This is a genomic window from Burkholderia sp. YHN3-13 (assembly GCF_055810675.1).
In genome coordinates this window covers 39,345-56,344 of record NZ_JBVVNQ010000030.1, presented here as the reverse complement: position 1 = coordinate 56,344, position 17,000 = coordinate 39,345, and the positions used below count along the sequence as shown (strand labels likewise).

General features: G+C 68.8%; 13 protein-coding genes. 7 read left to right on the top strand and 6 right to left on the bottom strand.

Annotated features, from left to right (window positions below; genetic code table 11):
* Positions 1–1,213, top strand: a 1,213-nt coding sequence (locus tag AC0KUR_RS35635) for a pseudouridine synthase (RefSeq protein ID WP_473377215.1), incomplete at its 5' end; no start/stop codon positions are given.
* Between the two features lie 79 nt (positions 1,214–1,292).
* On the opposite strand, the gene def is transcribed toward AC0KUR_RS35635, so the two are convergent.
* The 5 genes from def to AC0KUR_RS35610 form a co-directional block, all read right to left on the bottom strand.
* Positions 1,293–1,826 (bottom strand): peptide deformylase, encoded by a 534-nt coding sequence (gene def / locus AC0KUR_RS35630; protein ID WP_034188851.1) that lies wholly within the window; start codon positions 1,824–1,826, stop codon positions 1,293–1,295.
* On the bottom strand, positions 1,823–3,898 hold the full coding sequence (gene ligA / locus AC0KUR_RS35625; RefSeq protein WP_473377214.1) for an NAD-dependent DNA ligase LigA: 2,076 nt from the start codon (positions 3,896–3,898) through the stop codon (positions 1,823–1,825). The genes def and ligA overlap by 4 nt, the downstream gene beginning before the upstream one ends.
* A 165-nt stretch (positions 3,899–4,063) precedes the next feature.
* Positions 4,064–5,350, bottom strand: a complete 1,287-nt coding sequence (locus AC0KUR_RS35620) for a cell division protein ZipA C-terminal FtsZ-binding domain-containing protein (protein ID WP_124610091.1) — start codon at positions 5,348–5,350, stop codon at positions 4,064–4,066.
* An 85-nt stretch (positions 5,351–5,435) separates the two neighbouring features.
* On the bottom strand, positions 5,436–8,948 hold the full coding sequence (gene smc, locus AC0KUR_RS35615; RefSeq protein ID WP_069706326.1) for a chromosome segregation protein SMC: 3,513 nt from the start codon (positions 8,946–8,948) through the stop codon (positions 5,436–5,438).
* A 139-nt stretch (positions 8,949–9,087) separates the two neighbouring features.
* On the bottom strand, positions 9,088–10,029 hold the full coding sequence (locus tag AC0KUR_RS35610) for a DMT family transporter (RefSeq protein ID WP_034188855.1): 942 nt from the start codon (positions 10,027–10,029) through the stop codon (positions 9,088–9,090).
* A 166-nt stretch (positions 10,030–10,195) separates the two neighbouring features.
* Between AC0KUR_RS35610 and dapC the strand changes: the two genes are divergently transcribed.
* From dapC to cls, 6 genes are all read left to right on the top strand, one after another.
* A complete protein-coding gene (gene dapC, locus AC0KUR_RS35605; protein WP_473377213.1) occupies positions 10,196–11,428 on the top strand; it encodes a succinyldiaminopimelate transaminase in 1,233 nt (410 codons plus the stop codon).
* A 44-nt stretch (positions 11,429–11,472) separates the two neighbouring features.
* On the top strand, positions 11,473–12,300 hold the full coding sequence (gene dapD / locus AC0KUR_RS35600) for a 2,3,4,5-tetrahydropyridine-2,6-dicarboxylate N-succinyltransferase (protein ID WP_006759623.1): 828 nt from the start codon (positions 11,473–11,475) through the stop codon (positions 12,298–12,300).
* Positions 12,300–12,668 carry an ArsC family reductase gene (locus tag AC0KUR_RS35595; protein ID WP_124669738.1) on the top strand — a complete coding sequence of 123 codons (369 nt, stop codon included), beginning with the start codon at positions 12,300–12,302 and terminating at the stop codon, positions 12,666–12,668. Before dapD ends, AC0KUR_RS35595 begins: the two co-directional genes overlap by 1 nt.
* Positions 12,669–12,758: 90 nt before the next feature.
* Positions 12,759–13,898, top strand: a complete 1,140-nt coding sequence (gene dapE / locus AC0KUR_RS35590) for a succinyl-diaminopimelate desuccinylase (protein WP_049030978.1) — start codon at positions 12,759–12,761, stop codon at positions 13,896–13,898.
* 11 nt (positions 13,899–13,909) lie between these two features.
* Entirely contained in the window at positions 13,910–14,818 is a 909-nt protein-coding gene (prmB, locus tag AC0KUR_RS35585; protein ID WP_034188858.1) for a 50S ribosomal protein L3 N(5)-glutamine methyltransferase, read from the top strand.
* Positions 14,819–14,926: 108 nt separating this feature from the next.
* The gene (gene cls / locus AC0KUR_RS35580) at positions 14,927–16,366 is read left to right on the top strand and encodes a cardiolipin synthase (protein WP_473377212.1); all 1,440 of its coding nucleotides are present in this window, start codon (positions 14,927–14,929) and stop codon (positions 16,364–16,366) included.
* Between the two features lie 37 nt (positions 16,367–16,403).
* Here cls and AC0KUR_RS35575 read toward each other — a convergent pair whose 3' ends face one another.
* A complete protein-coding gene (locus AC0KUR_RS35575) occupies positions 16,404–16,883 on the bottom strand; it encodes a glutathione peroxidase (protein WP_034188860.1) in 480 nt (159 codons plus the stop codon).
* Between the last annotated feature and the right edge of the window lie 117 nt (positions 16,884–17,000).

The window sequence follows — 17,000 nt, the reverse complement described above, 5'->3', positions numbered from 1 at the left end:
CCCCGCTGGCGACGACGACAAACGCCCGTCCTATCGCGACAAGGCTGCCGGCGAAGGCGCAAAACGCAGCTTCGGCGACCGCCGCCCGTCGTCCGACCGTCCGCCGCGTCGTGACGACGATGCCCGCCCGCGCCGTGCGGGTGGCGACGACGACAAACGCCCGTCCTATCGCGACAAGGCTGCCGGCGAAGGCGCAAAACGCAGCTTCGGCGACCGCCGCCCGTCGTCCGATCGTCCGCCGCGCCGCGATGACGATGCGCGCCCGCGCCGCGCAGGCGCCGACGACGGCAAGCGTCCGTCCTATCGCGACAAGGCATCCGGCGAAGGCGCGAAGCGCAGCTTCGGCGACCGTCCGGCCCGTCCCGCACGCGATGGCGAGCGCCGCTCGTTCGGCGCGGTCAAGACCGCGCAACCGGTCAAGCGTGCGTCGGCCGACGTCGACTACGGCGACGAAACGGGCCTGATGCGCCTGTCGAAGCGGATGTCCGAGCTCGGCATGTGCTCGCGCCGCGAAGCCGACGAATGGATCGAAAAAGGCTGGGTGCTCGTCGACGGCGAACGCATCGACACGCTCGGCACCAAGGTCCGCGCGGACCAGAAGATCGAGATCGACGAGCGCGCGAGCGCCGCGCAGGCCGCGCAGGTGACGATCCTGCTGCACAAGCCGGTCGGCTACGTCTCGGGTCAGGCCGAAGACGGCTACGAGCCGGCGGCCGTGCTGATCACGCGCGCGAACCGCTGGAGCGGCGACCATTCGCCGGTGCGCTTCTCGCCGCAACACCTGCACGCGCTCGCGCCGGCCGGCCGGCTCGACATCGACTCGACCGGCCTGCTCGTGCTGACGCAGAACGGCGTGATCGCGAAGCAGCTGATCGGCGAGCAGTCGGACATCGACAAGGAGTACCTGGTGCGCGTGCGCTTCGGCGAGCGGCTCATCGACATCGACCAGCACTTCCCGGCGGAATCGCTCGCGAAGCTGCGCCACGGCCTCGAACTCGACGGCGTCGCGCTGAAGCCCGCGATGGTCAGTTGGCAGAACGGCGAGCAACTGCGCTTCGTGCTGCGCGAAGGCAAGAAGCGCCAGATCCGCCGCATGTGCGAACTGGTCGGCCTCGACGTGATCGGCCTGAAGCGCGTGCGCATGGGCCGCGTGATGCTCGGCGCGCTGCCGCAAGGCCAATGGCGCTACCTGTCGGCCGACGAGACGTTCTGAGCGCGGGCACACCCGGTGCGCCATGCAATGAAAAAGCCCGCGCAAGCGGGCTTTTTTCTTGTCCGCCGGACGCGGACGATCAGTCGTCGTCGGTCGGGTCGAGCCCCGGGAACAGCACCTCGGTGAAGCCGAAGCGCGTGAAGTCGGTGATCCGCATCGGATACAGCTTGCCGATCAGGTGATCGTATTCATGCTGGACCACGCGCGCGTGGAACCCGTCGGCGACGCGGTCGATCTTCGCGCCGAACTGGTCGAAGCCGCTGTAGCGCACCTTCGCGTAGCGGCTGACGACGCCGCGCATGCCCGGCACCGACAGGCAGCCTTCCCAGCCCTCTTCCATGTCCGGCGGCATGTACTCGACCTTCGGGTTGATCAGCACGGTCTCCGGCACCGGCGGCGCGTCCGGGTAGCGGTTGTTGTTGCCGAAGCCGAAGATGATGATCTGCAGGCCGATGCCGATCTGCGGCGCGGCCAGCCCGGCGCCGTTCGCGTGATGCATCGTCTCGAACATGTCCGCGACGATTTCGTGCAGTTCGGGGGTATCGAACTGCTCGACCGGCTTGGCGATGTCGAGCAGGCGCGGATCGCCCATCTTCAGGATCTCGCGAATCATGGCGTATTGCCCTCCAGGAGTTGGTGCAGACCGTCTTCGTCCAGCACGGGGATGCCGAGTTCCTCGGCCTTCGCGAGCTTGCTGCCGGCTTCGGCGCCCGCGACCACGTAATCCGTCTTCTTCGATACCGAGCCCGCGACCTTCGCGCCCGCCGCCTCGAGCATCTCCTTCGCGGCATCGCGCGTGAGGTTCGGCAGCGTGCCCGTCAGCACGACCGTCTTGCCGGCCAGCACGCCCTGCGGCGCCTTCGGCGCGGGCGGCCCTTCCGGCCACGTGACCTTGCCCGGCGCGCGCAGCTGCTCGATCACCGTCCGGTTGTGCGCTTCCGCGAAGAACTGGTGGATCGACTCGGCGACGATCGGGCCGACGTCGTTGACTTCGAGCAGTTCCTCGATCGACGCGTCCATGATCGGCGTCAGCGAGCCGAAATGCTTCGCGAGATCCTTCGCGGTCGATTCGCCGACGTGGCGGATGCCGAGGCCGTAGATGAAGCGCGCCAGCGTCGTGTGCTTCGCCTTCTCGAGCGAGTCGAGCAGATTCTGCGCGGACTTCTCCGCGAAGCGGTCGAGCTCGGCCAGCGTCGCGAAACCGAGATTGAACAGGTCGGCCGGCGTGCGCACGAGATTCAGCTCGACGAGCTGGTCGATGATCTTCTCGCCGAGCCCGTCGATGTCGAGCGCGCGGCGCTGCGCGAAGTGCCACAGCGCCTGCTTGCGTTGCGCCGGGCAGAACAGGCCGCCCGTGCAGCGGGCGATCGCCTCGTCCGGCAGGCGCTCGATCTTCGAGCCGCACACCGGGCATTCGGTCGGCATCACGAATTCGGCCGCGTCGGCCGGACGCCGGTCGAGCAGCGCGCCGACCACCTCGGGAATCACGTCGCCCGCGCGGCGCACGATCACGGTGTCGCCGATCCGGATGTCCTTGCGGCGCACTTCGTCCTCGTTGTGCAGCGTCGCGTTGGTCACGGTCGCGCCGCCGACGAACACGGGCTCGAGGCGCGCGACCGGCGTGATCGCGCCGGTACGGCCGACCTGCACGTCGATCGCGACGAGCTTCGTCAGCGCTTCCTGTGCGGGAAACTTGTGCGCGAGCGCGAAGCGCGGCGCACGCGACACGAAGCCCAGGCGCTCCTGCTCGTCGCGCCGGTTGACCTTGTAGACGACGCCGTCGATGTCGTACGGCAGCGACTCGCGCTTCTCGCCGACCTGGCGGAAGAAATCGAGCAAGCCCTCGGCGCCGTGCACGACCGCGCGCTCGCGGTTCACGGGCAGGCCGAGCGACTCGTACCAGTCGAGCAGCGCGCTGTGCGTGTCGGGCATCGGCATCCCGTCGAGCACGCCGATCCCGTACGCGAAGAACGACAGCGGACGCTGCGCGGTGATCTTCGAATCGAGCTGGCGCAGGCTGCCGGCCGCCGCGTTGCGCGGGTTCGCGAATTCGCGCTGCTCGGCCGCGCGCTGGCGTTCGTTCAGGCGTGCGAAATCGCGCTTGAACATCAGCACCTCGCCGCGCACGTCGAGCACGGCCGGTACGTGCTTGCCCTTCAGTTTCAGCGGAATCGAGCGGATCGTGCGCACGTTCTCGGTCACGTCCTCGCCCGTCGTCCCGTCGCCGCGCGTCGAAGCCTGCACGAACACGCCCTGCTCGTAGCGCAGCGAGATCGCGAGACCGTCGAATTTCAGTTCGCACGCGTATTCGACGGGTTCCGTCACCGAGCCGGCGAGATCGGTCGGCTTGTCGAGCGCATCGGCGACACGCTTGTCGAATGCGACGATGTCCTCGTCGGCGAAGCCGTTGTTCAGCGACAGCATCGGCGCGTCGTGGACGACCGGCGTGAAGCCGCCGGCCGCCTCGCCGCCCACGCGCTGCGTCGGCGAATCGGGCGTCACGAGTTCGGGATGGTCGGTTTCGAGCTGCTGCAGTTCGAGGAACAGCCGGTCGTATTCGGCGTCGGGCAGATCCGGCTGGTCGAGCACGTAATAGGCGTGGTTCGCCCGCTCGAGTTGGTCGCGCAGCCACGCGGCACGCGCGTCGGGCTGGCTGGCTGGCGGTTCGGCTTGGGTTCGGGCCATGCTGGCGGCAGATTCGTTCTGAAAAATCGGATGCCCGATTATCTCAGTTTGACGCCGCGACGGGGCGTGCAATGCAAGCCCGACGAGCGTGTTGCGGCGCACACGGAAGGGGGTGCGCCGCGGCGGCGAACGGTGGCGCGCACGCCCGCCGTCCGCGCCGTCGCGTTACTGGCTGAAGAGGCGGCGCGTGACGGCCGAACCGGCCGGGATGCCGGCTTCCTCGAGCTTCGCGTACAACTTCATCAACTGCTGCTCGATCGCGAGCAGCGTCGATTCCGGCAACGGCCGGCGCGAATCGTCGACGACGCGCGCGCCGATCCGTTCGGACAGCGATTTCGCGTAGTCGCACATCAACCGGAACGGCAGGATGTCCTCTTCGGCAACCGGCACGTCGAGCACCAGCGTGATCATGTTGCCGCCCTTGTAGGTCAGGTCGTCGCGCAGGAAGTTCGTGTCACCGAACTGCAGCATGAACACCGGGTTCTGCTTCGCGTCGAGCTTCACGAACCGCGTGCCGTCACGCGACAGCAGCAGCCCGTCCTGCGACGCGACCGCCTGCACGTAGTTCGCCGACCACGGCGCGCCGTCCGACATCACGTTGATCGACAGCTGCGCGTCGCACTGCGCGGCGAACGCGTCGAGCTCGCGCGCCATCGCGACCGTTTCCATCATGTCCGGGAATTCCGGGGCGCCGTCGATCGTGTCGGCGAACTGCTGGACGCCCGTCACGAATTCCGAGAATTCGAGTTCGTTGAGCGCGCCGCTGCGGTTCGCGAGCTGCGCGGCCGCGCGCAGTTCCTCGTAGCGCACGCCGTTCTGCAGCAGCTCCCACTGGCCGCCTTCCGGCTTGCCTTCGATGTGCACGGGCTTGCTGCCCGCGCGGCGCAGCCGCTGCGCGGCCGGCAGGATCTTGTCGCCCGGCAGCGGCCCGGCGAGGCGGATCGGCACGATGCAATCGATCCGGCGATCGACGATCGCGGGCGGCGCCGACGAAATCGTCGTCGCGGCCGGGATCACGGGTTCGGTCGGCTCGACCGGTTCGGCCGCCTCGCCGGTTGCCGCGTGCTCGGCGGCGTGTGCGGCCGCTTCACCGGCGGCCGGTTCGATCGCCTCGGACGGCGTATCGCCGCCGGTCGCCTCGGCCTGCAGATCGGCCGGCGTGTCGGCCGGTGCGACCCCGCCGAACGTCGGTTCGACGCGCGCGACATCCGCCGACGCAGCGGCGGCGGCCGCGACCGGAGCCGCGGGCTCGCGGCGCACCGGCTGACGCACCGGCTCGATGAACGGCAACTCTTCGTCGCGCTCGGGGCGGTTCATCGCCTCGGCCGCTTCCTCCGGCATCGGGCGCGGCATCCTGCGCCGTACTTTCGCGCCCTGCCACGCGTTGTAGACCACGACGCCGCCCACCACGACAGCACCCGCGCCGATCAAACCGAGTGTCAACTCGTCCATGCACGCTCCATCAGCAATTCTTTTTGTCGGGACCGCGAACGGGCGCGTCATGCGCCGCGCGAACGCGATCCGGTTTCGTCAAACGTCAATTCTGGGCAAAACCCGCGGCCGTTTCCATGTCCACCGCGACGATCCGCGACACGCCCTGCTCCTGCATCGTCACGCCGATCAGTTGCTGCGCCATTTCCATCGCGATCTTGTTGTGCGAGATGAACAGGAACTGCGTCTTGTCGGACATCGCGCGCACGAGATTCGCGAAACGCTCGGTGTTCGCGTCGTCGAGCGGCGCGTCGACCTCGTCGAGCAGACAGAACGGCGCCGGGTTCAGCTGGAACATCGCGAACACCAGCGCGGTCGCGGTCAGCGCCTTCTCGCCGCCCGACAGCAGGTGAATCGTCGCGTTCTTCTTGCCCGGCGGCTGCGCCATCACCTGCACGCCGGCATCGAGAATCTCGTCGCCCGTCATGATCAGCTTCGCCTGGCCGCCGCCGAACAGACGCGGGAACAGGTCGCTGAAATGGCGGTTGACCTCGTCGAAGGTGCCCTGCAGCAGCGTGCGGGTTTCCTGGTCGATCTTGTGGATCGCATCCTCGAGCGTCGTGATCGCGTCGATCAGGTCGGCCGACTGCGCGTCGAGGAACACCTTGCGCTCGCTCGCGGCCTTCAGCTCGTCGAGCGCGGCCATGTTCACCGGGCCGAGCGCGTTGATCGCGTTGTTCAGGCGCGTGACTTCGCCCTGCAGGTACGACGGCTTCAGGTCCGGCGTCAGCTTCGCGGACAGCGCGGCCTCGTCGACCTCGGCCGTCGCGAGCTGCTCGGCGAACTGCTCGACGGACAGGCGCGCGGCCTGCTCCTTCAGCTGCAACTCGGTGATGCGGTCGCGCAGCGGCTGCAGCGAGCGCTCGGCCACGAGGCGTTGCTCGTCCGACGCGCGCAGCTTCGCGGTCAGGTCGTCGAGCTCGATCCGTGCGGCCTGCAGCGCCTCTTCCTTCACCGCGCGAATCTCGAGCGCGTCCTGCAGGCCCGTGTGCGCGGTCTGCTCGTTGATCGTCTCGAGTTCGGCGCGCGCGTCTTCGAGCGACCCGGCGACGCGCTCGCTCTGCTCGTGCGCGACCTGGATGCTGCGCTTGAGCTCGTCGATCCGCGTCACCGCGTTGCGCGCGGCGAAGCGCGCGTCGTTCGCGCCGCGCTCGAGGTCGCGCGATTCCTGGCGCGCCTGCGTCAGCGATTCGTCGAGCGATTCGAATGCGAGCTGGTTGTCTTCGAAGCGCGCCTGCAGCTCCGCGAGCTCGCCGTCGAAGCGCTCGAAATTCGCTTCCGATTCCGCGCGCAGCGCGCGCTGCTCCTCGATCTGCGCGCCGATTTCCTCGAGTTCCTCGCGGATCTGCGTGCTGCGCTGCGTGTAACGTTCGTGCGCCTGCGCCAGCTTCAGCACGTCCATCTGCAGCGCGTGCACGCGCTGGGTCGCACGTTCGGCCTGCGCGCGCACGTCGCCGAGCGCCTGCGTGGCCTGCGTGTGCGCGGCTTCCGCACGCACGGCGGCCGTGCGCGCCTCGTCGGCGAGCAATGCCTGCGCACGCACCTGGCGCGTCAGGTTTTCGATTTCCTGCTGGCGGGCCAGCATCCCGGCCTGCTCCGAATCGGCGGCGTACAGCTGCACGCCGACGCGCGTGACGATATGGCCGGCCTTCACGACGAACGCGCCGCCTGCCGGCAGCTGCGCACGCGCGGCAAGCGCCTGCGCGACGTCGTCGGCGACGTACACGCTGCCGAGCCAGTCGTTGAGCACCGCGCGGATGCCCGCGTCGTCGATGCGCACGAGCGACAGCACCGGACGCAGCCCGGCCACCGCGGCGGGCGGCTCACCGGCCGCGGGCGGCGCGTAGAACGCGAGCTTCGCCGGCGGCGCATCGGTCGCGAACGCCTTCACCCAGTCGAGATTCGACACTTCGAGCGCCGCGAGGCGCTCGCGCAGCACGGCCTCGAGCGCCGCTTCCCAGCCGGCCTCGACGTGCAGCTTCTTCCACAGACGCGGCAACGCGCCCAGCTCGTGCTTGTCGAGCCACGGCTGCACCTTGCCTTCGGTCTGCACGTTTTCCTGCAGCTGCTTCAGCGCGGCGAGGCGCGCCTCGAGCTGGTGGATCTGCGCGGCTTCGGCCTGCACGCGCTCCTGCGCGGCGCGGCGCTCGCCGTCGAGGCGCGGCACGGTTTCCTGCGCGTCGGCCAGGCGCGCCTGCGCTTCGGCGAGGATCTCTTCCTGCTCGGCCAGCTGCATGCGCAGCTCCTCGAGCTGCGCCTCGTCCGGCGCGTCGAGCCCGCCCGCTTCGCTCTTCAGGCGCTCGTGGCGCTGCTGAAGCTGCTGCAGCTGCTGGTCGGCGTTGCGCTGGTGCGCCGCCTCGAGCTTCAGCGACTGCTCGGTCTGCGCGATCCGCGCGCGCTCGTCGTTGAGCTGCGCCTGCGCGTCGCGCCACTTCGCTTCGAGCGCCGGCAGCGCATCGTGCTTCGCGGCCGCGTTGTCTTCGGCGAGCGCGGCCTTTTCGTCGGCCATCGCGCGGGCCTCCTCGGCCTCCTCCAGCTCGTCCTGCGACTTCTCGGCCTGCGCGCGCCATTGCTCGCGCTGCGCGTTCAGCGCGGCGATCTGCGCCTGCACGCGATTGCGCGATTCGACGATGAACTTGATCTCGGCTTCGAGGCGGCTGACCTCGGCGTTGGCCTCGTAGAGCGCGCCCTGCGCGCCCTGCATCGCGTCGCTTGCCGAGTAGTGCGCGACGCGCAGCGTCTCGAGCTGCGCCTCGACTTCGCGCAGCTTCGCCGTCTGCGCCTCGAGGTCGATCTGCGCCTGCTCGATCGCGCGCTGCTGCTTCTGCTGCTCTCCGGCGGCCTCGTTCTTGCGCAGCAGCCACAGCAGGCGCTGCTTCTCCTCGCCGTCGGCGACGAGTTCCTTGTACCGGGTCGCGACGACGGCCTGCGCCTCAAGCTTCTCGAGGTTCGCGCCGAGCTCGCGGACGATGTCCTCGACGCGCGTCAGGTTCTCGCGCGTGTCGTGCAGGCGGTTCTCGGTTTCGCGGCGGCGCTCCTTGTACTTCGACACGCCGGCGGCTTCCTCGAGGAACACGCGCAGCTCTTCCGGCTTCGCCTCGATGATCCGCGCGATCATGCCCTGCCCGATGATCGCGTAGGCGCGCGGCCCGAGGCCCGTGCCGAGGAAGATGTCCTGGATGTCGCGGCGGCGCGCCGGCAGGTTGTTGATGTAGTAGCTCGACGTGCCGTCGCGCGTGAGCACGCGCTTCACGGCGATCTCGCCGTACTGGCCCCACTGCCCGGCCGCGCGGCCGTCGGAGTTGTCGAAGATCAGCTCGACGCTGGCCCGGCTGCCGGGCTTGCGTGCGGTCGAGCCGTTGAAGATCACGTCCTGCATCGACTCGCCGCGCAGCTCGGAGGCGCGCGACTCGCCGAGCACCCAGCGCACGGCATCGATGATGTTGGACTTGCCGCACCCGTTCGGGCCCACCACGCCGACAAGCTGGCCCGGAACCTGGAAATGCGTGGGATCGACGAAGGATTTGAAGCCAGCGAGTTTGATCGAGCTCAGACGCACGGCGGTATCGGATGTGAAGAAGGTGTGAAACGGACGAGGCCGCACTGCGCGGGGCCGGAGGGCCCCTGCGCGCGACGCGCCCCGGAATTCAAAAACGGGGCCGCGCGCATCCAGCGTTGGGCCCCGCAAACGGCTTCCATCATACCATCGCGCGTGCGCCGTCCCGACCGTCGCCGGGTTTGCCCGATGCGGGCGCGGCACGATGGACCCGGCTCGACAGCAGCGTGGCCAGCACGATGCACGCGCCGCCCGCCCATTCGCGCGCGGTCGGCAGCTCGCTGGCGAACACCCACGCCGACAGCGCGGTGATCACGATCTCGAACAGCATGATGATCGACGCGCGGTTCGCCGGCACGCGGGCGAGGCCGTATTGCACGAGCAGGTTGTTCGACGCCATCGTCACGCCGATCGCGGCGATGATCAGCGCGGCCACGCCGAGCTGGCCGCCTGCCGGTGCGGCCGGCAGCCCTTCGAACAGCGACGCGATCGCGCCGAACACGGCCGCGCCGCCGAACAGCGTCGCGGTGCGCATTTCCGCGCGCATCTCCGGCAGTTCGCGGCTTGCCTTGATCACGAGCACGTTGCTCATCGCGAAGCTCAGCCCGGCCGCGAGGCCGGCCCATTCGGCCGGGTTGGCCGGCAGCGGCAGGCCGAGCTTCGGCGACCACAGCATCAGCATCGCCCCGCCGATCGACAGCGCCGCGAGCCCCGCGCCGGCCCAGGTCAGCCGCTCGCGCAACAGGAAGTGCGCGTAGACCGCGGTCCAGGCCGGGGTCAGGTAGAACAGCAGCATCACGCGCAGCACCTCGCCGTGGATCGTGCCCCACACGAAGCCGAGGTTCGTCACGCCGGCCGTCAACGCGATGCCCGGCAGCACCCAGTGCCAGCGCAGCGTCGCGATCGTGCGGCGCCGCGCGACGACCACGAACAGGAAGGCGACGAGGCTCGTCAGCGCGCTGGCCAGCGTACCCGTCACGCCGAGCGACGCGAGGATCCGCAACGGATACCAGATCAGGCCCCATACCGATGCGCCGATCAGGATGGCCAGCGTCGGCAGGCTGCCGCGTACCGCGTTATTCATTTGGTTCAATACCCTTCATTCCCTTTATTCGGCGGGCCTGGCCGCCGTTCCGGCCGGCCGTGACCGCATTCCGTCACGCTATAATCGTCCGTTGCGACCCGCGCCGTCGGCGCCCGTTCGCAGCCGTGCGGCACGCCCGCCGCTTCTTTCGCTCCAACCGGCCGCGATGGCCGCTTCGCCCGTGAACCCTCGACTCGACTCGCTCCAGCCCTATCCCTTCGAAAAGCTGCGCGCCCTGTTCAAGGACGTGACGCCTTCCGGCGACCTCAAACCGATCAGCTTCGGAATCGGCGAGCCCAAGCACGCGACGCCGGCGTGGATCCGCGACGCCGTGGTGGCCGCCCTCGACGGCCTCGCGTCGTACCCGGCCACGGCCGGCTCGGACGCGCTGCGCACGTCGATCGCGCACTGGCTCGAGCGCCGCTACGGGCTGCCGGCGATCGATCCGGCCACGCAGGTGCTGCCCGTGTCGGGGTCGCGCGAGGCGCTGTTCTCGCTCGCGCAGACGGTGATCGACGCCCGCCCGACCGCGCACGGCGAGAAGGCGATCGTACTCTGTCCGAATCCGTTCTATCAAATTTACGAAGGCGCGGCGCTGCTGGCCGGTGCCGAACCCTATTTCGCGAACAGCGACCCGGCCCGCAACTTCGCGTGCGACTACGCGGCCGTGCCGGATGACGTCTGGGCGCGCACGCAGCTGCTGTACGTGTGCTCGCCGGGCAACCCGACGGGCGCCGTGCTGACGCTCGACGACTGGCGCGAACTGTTCGCGCTGTCCGACCGCCACGGTTTCGTGATCGCGTCCGACGAGTGCTACTCGGAAATCTATTTCGACGAAGCCGCACCGCCGCTCGGCGGCCTCGAGGCCGCGCACCGCCTCGGCCGCGGCTTCGAGCGGCTCGTGATGCTGTCGAGCCTGTCGAAGCGCTCGAACGTGCCGGGCATGCGCTCGGGCTTCGTCGCCGGCGACGCGGCGTTGCTGAAGCAATTCCTGCTGTACCGCACGTACCACGGCGCGGCGCTGTCGCCGGTCTGGCAGCACGCGAGCATCGCCGCGTGGAACGACGAGGCGCACGTGCGCGAGAACCGCGCGCTGTACCTGCAGAAGTTCAATACGGTCACCCCGATGCTCGCCGACGTGATCGACGTGAAACTGCCCGACGCCGCGTTCTACCTGTGGGCCAACGTGTCGCGCACCGGCCTGTCGGACACCGAGTTCGCCCGCCGCCTGTACGCCGACTATAATGTGACGGTTCTGCCCGGCTCGTACCTGGCGCGCGATGCGCACGGCACGAATCCGGGCCGCGATTTCATCCGGATCGCGCTCGTCGCGGGCACCCCCGAATGCGTCGAGGGCGCGCAACGCATCGTCGATTTCTGCCGGGCTCTCGCGCGGTAATCGTCCATCCCGATCAATTCCATCCATCTCCTGCGAAAACGAACATGTCGCAACAACTTCAGCAAATCATCGATACCGCCTGGGAAAACCGCGCCGAGCTGTCGCCCAAGGCCGCGCCCGCCGACGTCCGCGAAGCCGTCGCTCACGCGATTGAGCAACTCGACCGCGGCGCACTGCGCGTCGCCGAGAAGATCGACGGCAACTGGACCGTGCACCAGTGGCTGAAGAAGGCCGTGCTGCTGTCGTTCCGCCTGGAAGACAACGCGCCGATGCCGGCCGGCGGCTACTCGCAGTTCTACGACAAGGTGCCGTCGAAGTTCGCGAACTACACGGCCGAAGATTTCGCCGCGGGCGGCTTCCGCGTCGTGCCGCCGGCGATCGCACGCCGCGGCTCGTTCATCGCGAAGAACGTCGTGCTGATGCCGTCGTACACCAACATCGGCGCGTACGTCGACGAAGGCACGATGGTCGATACGTGGGCAACGGTCGGTTCGTGCGCGCAGATCGGCAAGAACGTGCACCTGTCGGGCGGCGTCGGCATCGGCGGCGTGCTCGAGCCGCTGCAGGCGAACCCGGTCATCATCGAAGACAACTGCTTCATCGGCGCACGCTCGGAAGTCGTCGAAGGCGTGATCGTCGAGGAAAACTCGGTGATCTCGATGGGCGTGTACCTCGGCCAGAGCACGAAGATCTACGATCGCGAGACGGGCGAGGTCAGCTACGGCCGCATCCCGGCCGGCTCGGTCGTCGTCGCCGGCAACCTGCCGTCGAAGGACGGTTCGCACAGCCTGTACTGCGCGGTGATCGTCAAGAAGGTCGACGCGAAGACGCGCGCGAAGGTCGGCCTGAACGAGCTGCTGCGAGGCGACTGATGGCCAAGCCGCACACCGTGGTCGTCTACGGCATTCCGAACTGCGACACCGTGAAGAAGGCCCGCGTGTGGCTCGACGATCACGGCGTCGAGTTCGAGTTTCACGACTTCAAGAAGCTCGGCGTCAGCGCGCCGCTGATCGAGGACTGGCTGAAGGACGTGTCGCTCGACGCGCTCGTGAACAAGCGCGGCACCACGTGGCGCGGCCTGGACGACGCCATGAAGGCGGCCGCCGAAACGAAAACCGGCGCGGTCGCGCTGATGACCCACAAGCCGTCGGTGATCAAGCGCCCCGTGCTCGTCGTCAACGGCCGCGTGAAGTCGCTCGGCTTCGTGGCCGATCAATACGCGGCGCTGTTCGCCGCCTAGGGCCGCCCGCGCTGCGCCCGTCGGCGCAGCCCGACGTCCCGTCGCTGCCGGCCACCGCGCCGGCATTTTTTATCGAAAGTGGTCCGAACCATGTCCGCCACCCTAGCCCTTACCGAACAGCTGATCGCCCGCGCGTCCGTGACGCCCGACGACCAGCACTGCCAGCAGATCATGACCGAGCGCCTCGCCGCGCTCGGCTTCGAATGCGAGACCATCGCGTCGCACGGCGTGACCAACCTGTGGGCCGTCAAGCGCGGCGCCGACGGCCGCGCCGGCAAGCTGCTCGCGTTCGCGGGCCACACCGACGTCGTGCCGACCGGCCCGCTCGAGCAATGGACCTCGCCGCCGTTCATTCCCGCCCATCGCGACGGCAAGCTGTACGGCCGCGGCGCGGCCGACATGAAGACGTCGCTCGCGGCGTTCGTCGTCGCGTCCGAGGAATTCGTCGCGGCCCACCCCGGCCACCGCGGCGCGATCGCGTTCCTGATCACGAGCGACGAGGAAGGCCCGGCCACCGACGGCACCGTGAAGGTCGTCGAATTGCTGCAGGAGCGCGGCGAACGCCTCGACTACTGCATCGTCGGCGAGCCGACGTCGACGACCGAGCTCGGCGATGTCGTCAAGAACGGCCGCCGCGGGTCGATGTCGGGCGAACTGGTCGTCAAGGGCGTGCAGGGCCACATCGCGTACCCGCATCTCGCGAAGAACCCGATCCACCTGCTCGCGCCGGCGCTCGCCGAGCTCGCCGCCGAGCAGTGGGACGAAGGCAACGAATATTTCCCGCCGACCACCTGGCAGGTGTCGAACCTGCACGCCGGCACCGGCGCGACCAACGTGATCCCCGGCCACGCCGACCTGATGTTCAACTTCCGCTTCTCGACCGCCAGCACGGTCGAGGGCCTGCAGGCACGCGTGCACGCGATTCTCGACAAGCACGGCCTCGAATACACGCTGAAGTGGTCGGTCAGCGGCCTGCCGTTCCTCACGCCGCGCGGCGAACTGTCGGGCGCGCTGGAGAACGCGATCCGCACCGAGACCGGCATCACGACCGAGCTGTCGACGACGGGCGGCACGTCGGACGGCCGCTTCATCGCACGCATCTGCCCGCAAGTGATCGAATTCGGCCCGCCGAACGGCAGTATCCACAAGATCGACGAGCACATCGAGGTGCGCTTCGTCGATCCGCTGAAGAACGTGTACCGCCGCGTGCTCGAACAACTGATCGCCTGATGGAGCCTCGCATGACGACACCTTTTGCCACCGTTCGCGACCTGCTGCGCTACGCGGTCACGCGTTTCTCGAAGGCGAAGCTCGCGTTCGGCCACGGCTCGGACAATGCGTACGACGAAGCGGCCTACCTCGTGCTGCGCACGCTCGACCTGCCGCTCGACACGCTCGAACCGTTCCTCGACGCGCGCCTGCTGCCCGACGAGATCGCGGCCGTGCTCGCGGTAATCGAGCGGCGCGCGGCCGACCGCGTGCCGGCCGCGTACCTCACGCATGAAGCGTGGATGCACGGCCACCGCTTCTACGTCGACGAACGCGTGATCGTGCCGCGCTCGTTCATCGGCGAGCTGCTCGACGACGGCCTGCAGCCGTATGTCGCCGACCCCGAGCAGGTCGGCGCGGTGCTCGAACTGTGCACGGGCTCGGGCTGCCTCGCGATCCTCGCCGCGAGCGCGTTCCCGAATGCCGAGATCGACGCGGTCGACCTGTCGGACAAGGCGCTCGAAGTCGCCGAGATCAACGTGCGCGACTACGGCCTCGAGGACCGCATCGGGTTGTACCGCGGCGACCTCTACGCACCGCTGCCCGCCTTCCGCACCGACCCGGGCTCGCGCTACGACGTGATCCTGACGAATCCGCCGTACGTGAATGCGGCGTCGATGGCCGCGCTGCCGCCCGAATACCGGCACGAGCCGGAGATGGCGCTCGCGGGCGGCGACGACGGCATGGACATCGTGCGGCGCATCGTCGCCGAAGCGCACCGCTGGCTGCACGACGACGGCGTGCTCGTCGTCGAGATCGGCAACGAGCGCGAGCACGTCGAAGCCGCGTTCGGCGGCCTCGAACTCACGTGGCTGCCCACCAGCGCGGGCGACGACGCCGTCTTCCTGATCCAGGCGTCGGACCTGCCGCGCAAGGCCTGAGCCTTTCCGGCCCGCCCGCCGTGCGGCGCACCATTGCGCCGCACGGTTGGGTAAGATGCGCGTAGGCGGCCGCCCGGCCGCCCGACTTCAGGAGTCCGTCACGCGCCCATGACCCTCGACTGGCTACATCTCGGCACCCTGATCCTGACCGTCCACGTGCTCGGGATCGTCGCGGCGTGCCACGCGATCATGAACACGCGCACATCGCAAGGCGCGATCGCGTGGGCCGTCTCGCTTGCGGCCATGCCGTACCTGACGCTCGTTCCGTACCTGTTCCTCGGCCGCAGCAAGTTCTCCGGCTACGTCGACGCGCGACGCCACGAGCTGGAAATGTTGCGCATGCACACACCGCGCTCGCCGTGGCTCAGCACCGACGCGACCGACGGTCCGGCCGCCGACGCGCTCGGCCAGTCCGCCGTGCTCGCGCTGACGCGGCTCGGCGGCATGCCGTTCCTCGGCGGCAACTCGGTGCGCACGCTCGTGAACGGCGACGCGACGTTCTCGGCGATCCTGTCGGCGATCGACGCCGCGCGCGACTACGTGGTCGTCCAGTTCTTCATCGTGCGCGACGATGCGCTCGGCCAGACGCTGCGCGACTCGCTGCTCGCGCGCGCGGCCGCCGGCGTGCGCTGCTGCCTGCTGTACGACAGCATCGGCAGCTTCGACCTGCCGCACAGCTACGTCGACGCCTTGCGCCGCGGCGGTGTCGAGGTCCATCCGTTCGCGACCAACCGGAAGTTCGTCAACCGCTTCCAGCTGAACTTCCGCAACCATCGCAAGATCGTCGTGGTCGACGGCAATCGCGCGTTCGTCGGCGGCCACAACGTCGGCGTCGAGTATCTCGGCGCGAAACCGCGCCTGTCGCCGTGGCGCGACACGCACATCGAGATCCGCGGCCCGGTGGTCGCGAGCATCCAGTACGTATTCGCCGAAGACTGGCACTGGGCGACGCAGAAGCTGCCGCCGATCGCGCTGCCGCCGCCGGCCGAGCCCGGCGACGGCATGCATTGCCTCGCGGTGCCGATGGGGCCGGCCGACAAGCAGGAAACCGGCTCGCTGTTCTTCGTCGAGGCGATCAATGCCGCACGCGAGCGGGTCTGGATCACCACGCCGTATCTCGTCCCCGACGAGGCGGTGATCTCCGCGCTGAAGCTCGCGGTGATGCGCGGCGTCGACGTGCGCATCCTGATCCCGAGCCGGCGCGATCACTACGTGGTGTTCGAGGCGTCGAAGCTGTACGCGCGCGACCTCGTCGATGCGGGCGTGAAGGTATTCCGCTACCGGCCCGGCTTCCTGCACCAGAAGGTCGTGCTGATCGACCGCATCGCCGCGGCGATCGGCAGCGCCAATCTCGACAACCGCTCGTTCCGGCTCAATTTCGAGATCATGGTGCTGACCGTCGACCGCGCGTTCGCCGGCGAGGTCGAGGCGATGCTCGAGGCCGACTTCGCGCAGGCTTACGAGGTCGACGCGAACGAATACCGCCAGTCGCCCGCGTGGCGGCGCATCGCGATGCACGTCGCGCGGCTGTTCGCGCCGATCCTGTAGCGGCCCGGGCAACATCGGAGCCGCCCGGCCGCCGCCCTCACAGCAGCTTGTCGATGTCGGCGGCGATTTCCTCGGGCTTCGTCGACGGCGCGTAGCGCTTGACGATGCGCCCGTCGCGATCGACCAGGAACTTCGTGAAATTCCACTTGATCGCCTTGAGGCCGAGAATGCCCGGCGCCTCGTCGGTCAGGTAGCGGTACAGCGGATGCGCGTGATCGCCCTTCACGTCGATCTTCGCGAACATCGGGAACGTGACGCCGTAGTTGCGCTCGCAGAACGCGCCGATCTGCGCGGCGTCGCCCGGCTCCTGCTTGCCGAACTGGTTGCACGGGAAACCGAGCACGAAGAAGCCGCGCGCCGCGTACTGGTCGTACAGCTTCTGCAGGCCCGCGTACTGCGGCGTGAAACCGCACTCGCTCGCGGTGTTGACGATCAGCAGCACCTTGCCGCGATACGCGTCGAGCGGGGCCGGCGCGCCGGCGAGTGTCTCTGCGCTGAACGAATACAGGGTGGACATCGGGCACTCCTTTTACGAAACCGGATCGACGTGGAGTCTAGGCGAAATTGCGCGGTTGCGGCATTCGCCGAGCGGCCGATGCCCGGCGAGCGCGGCGCGCAGTCTAGAATAGCGGTT

Bases quoted from the DNA above. Each gene is read 5' to 3' on its own strand.
- AC0KUR_RS35595 (WP_124669738.1), top strand. From the start codon at position 12,300: ATGGCCAAGCCGCACACCGTGGTCGTCTACGGCATTCCGAACTGCGAC.
- AC0KUR_RS35620 (WP_124610091.1), bottom strand. From the start codon at position 5,350: ATGGACGAGTTGACACTCGGTTTGATCGGCGCGGGTGCTGTCGTGGTG.
- AC0KUR_RS35610 (WP_034188855.1), bottom strand. From the start codon at position 10,029: ATGAATAACGCGGTACGCGGCAGCCTGCCGACGCTGGCCATCCTGATC.
- AC0KUR_RS35575 (WP_034188860.1), bottom strand. From the start codon at position 16,883: ATGTCCACCCTGTATTCGTTCAGCGCAGAGACACTCGCCGGCGCGCCG.
- dapC (WP_473377213.1), top strand. From the start codon at position 10,196: ATGGCCGCTTCGCCCGTGAACCCTCGACTCGACTCGCTCCAGCCCTAT.
- cls (WP_473377212.1), top strand. From the start codon at position 14,927: ATGACCCTCGACTGGCTACATCTCGGCACCCTGATCCTGACCGTCCAC.
- def (WP_034188851.1), bottom strand. From the start codon at position 1,826: ATGATTCGCGAGATCCTGAAGATGGGCGATCCGCGCCTGCTCGACATC.
- prmB (WP_034188858.1), top strand. From the start codon at position 13,910: ATGACGACACCTTTTGCCACCGTTCGCGACCTGCTGCGCTACGCGGTC.
- dapE (WP_049030978.1), top strand. From the start codon at position 12,759: ATGTCCGCCACCCTAGCCCTTACCGAACAGCTGATCGCCCGCGCGTCC.
- dapD (WP_006759623.1), top strand. From the start codon at position 11,473: ATGTCGCAACAACTTCAGCAAATCATCGATACCGCCTGGGAAAACCGC.
- ligA (WP_473377214.1), bottom strand. From the start codon at position 3,898: ATGGCCCGAACCCAAGCCGAACCGCCAGCCAGCCAGCCCGACGCGCGT.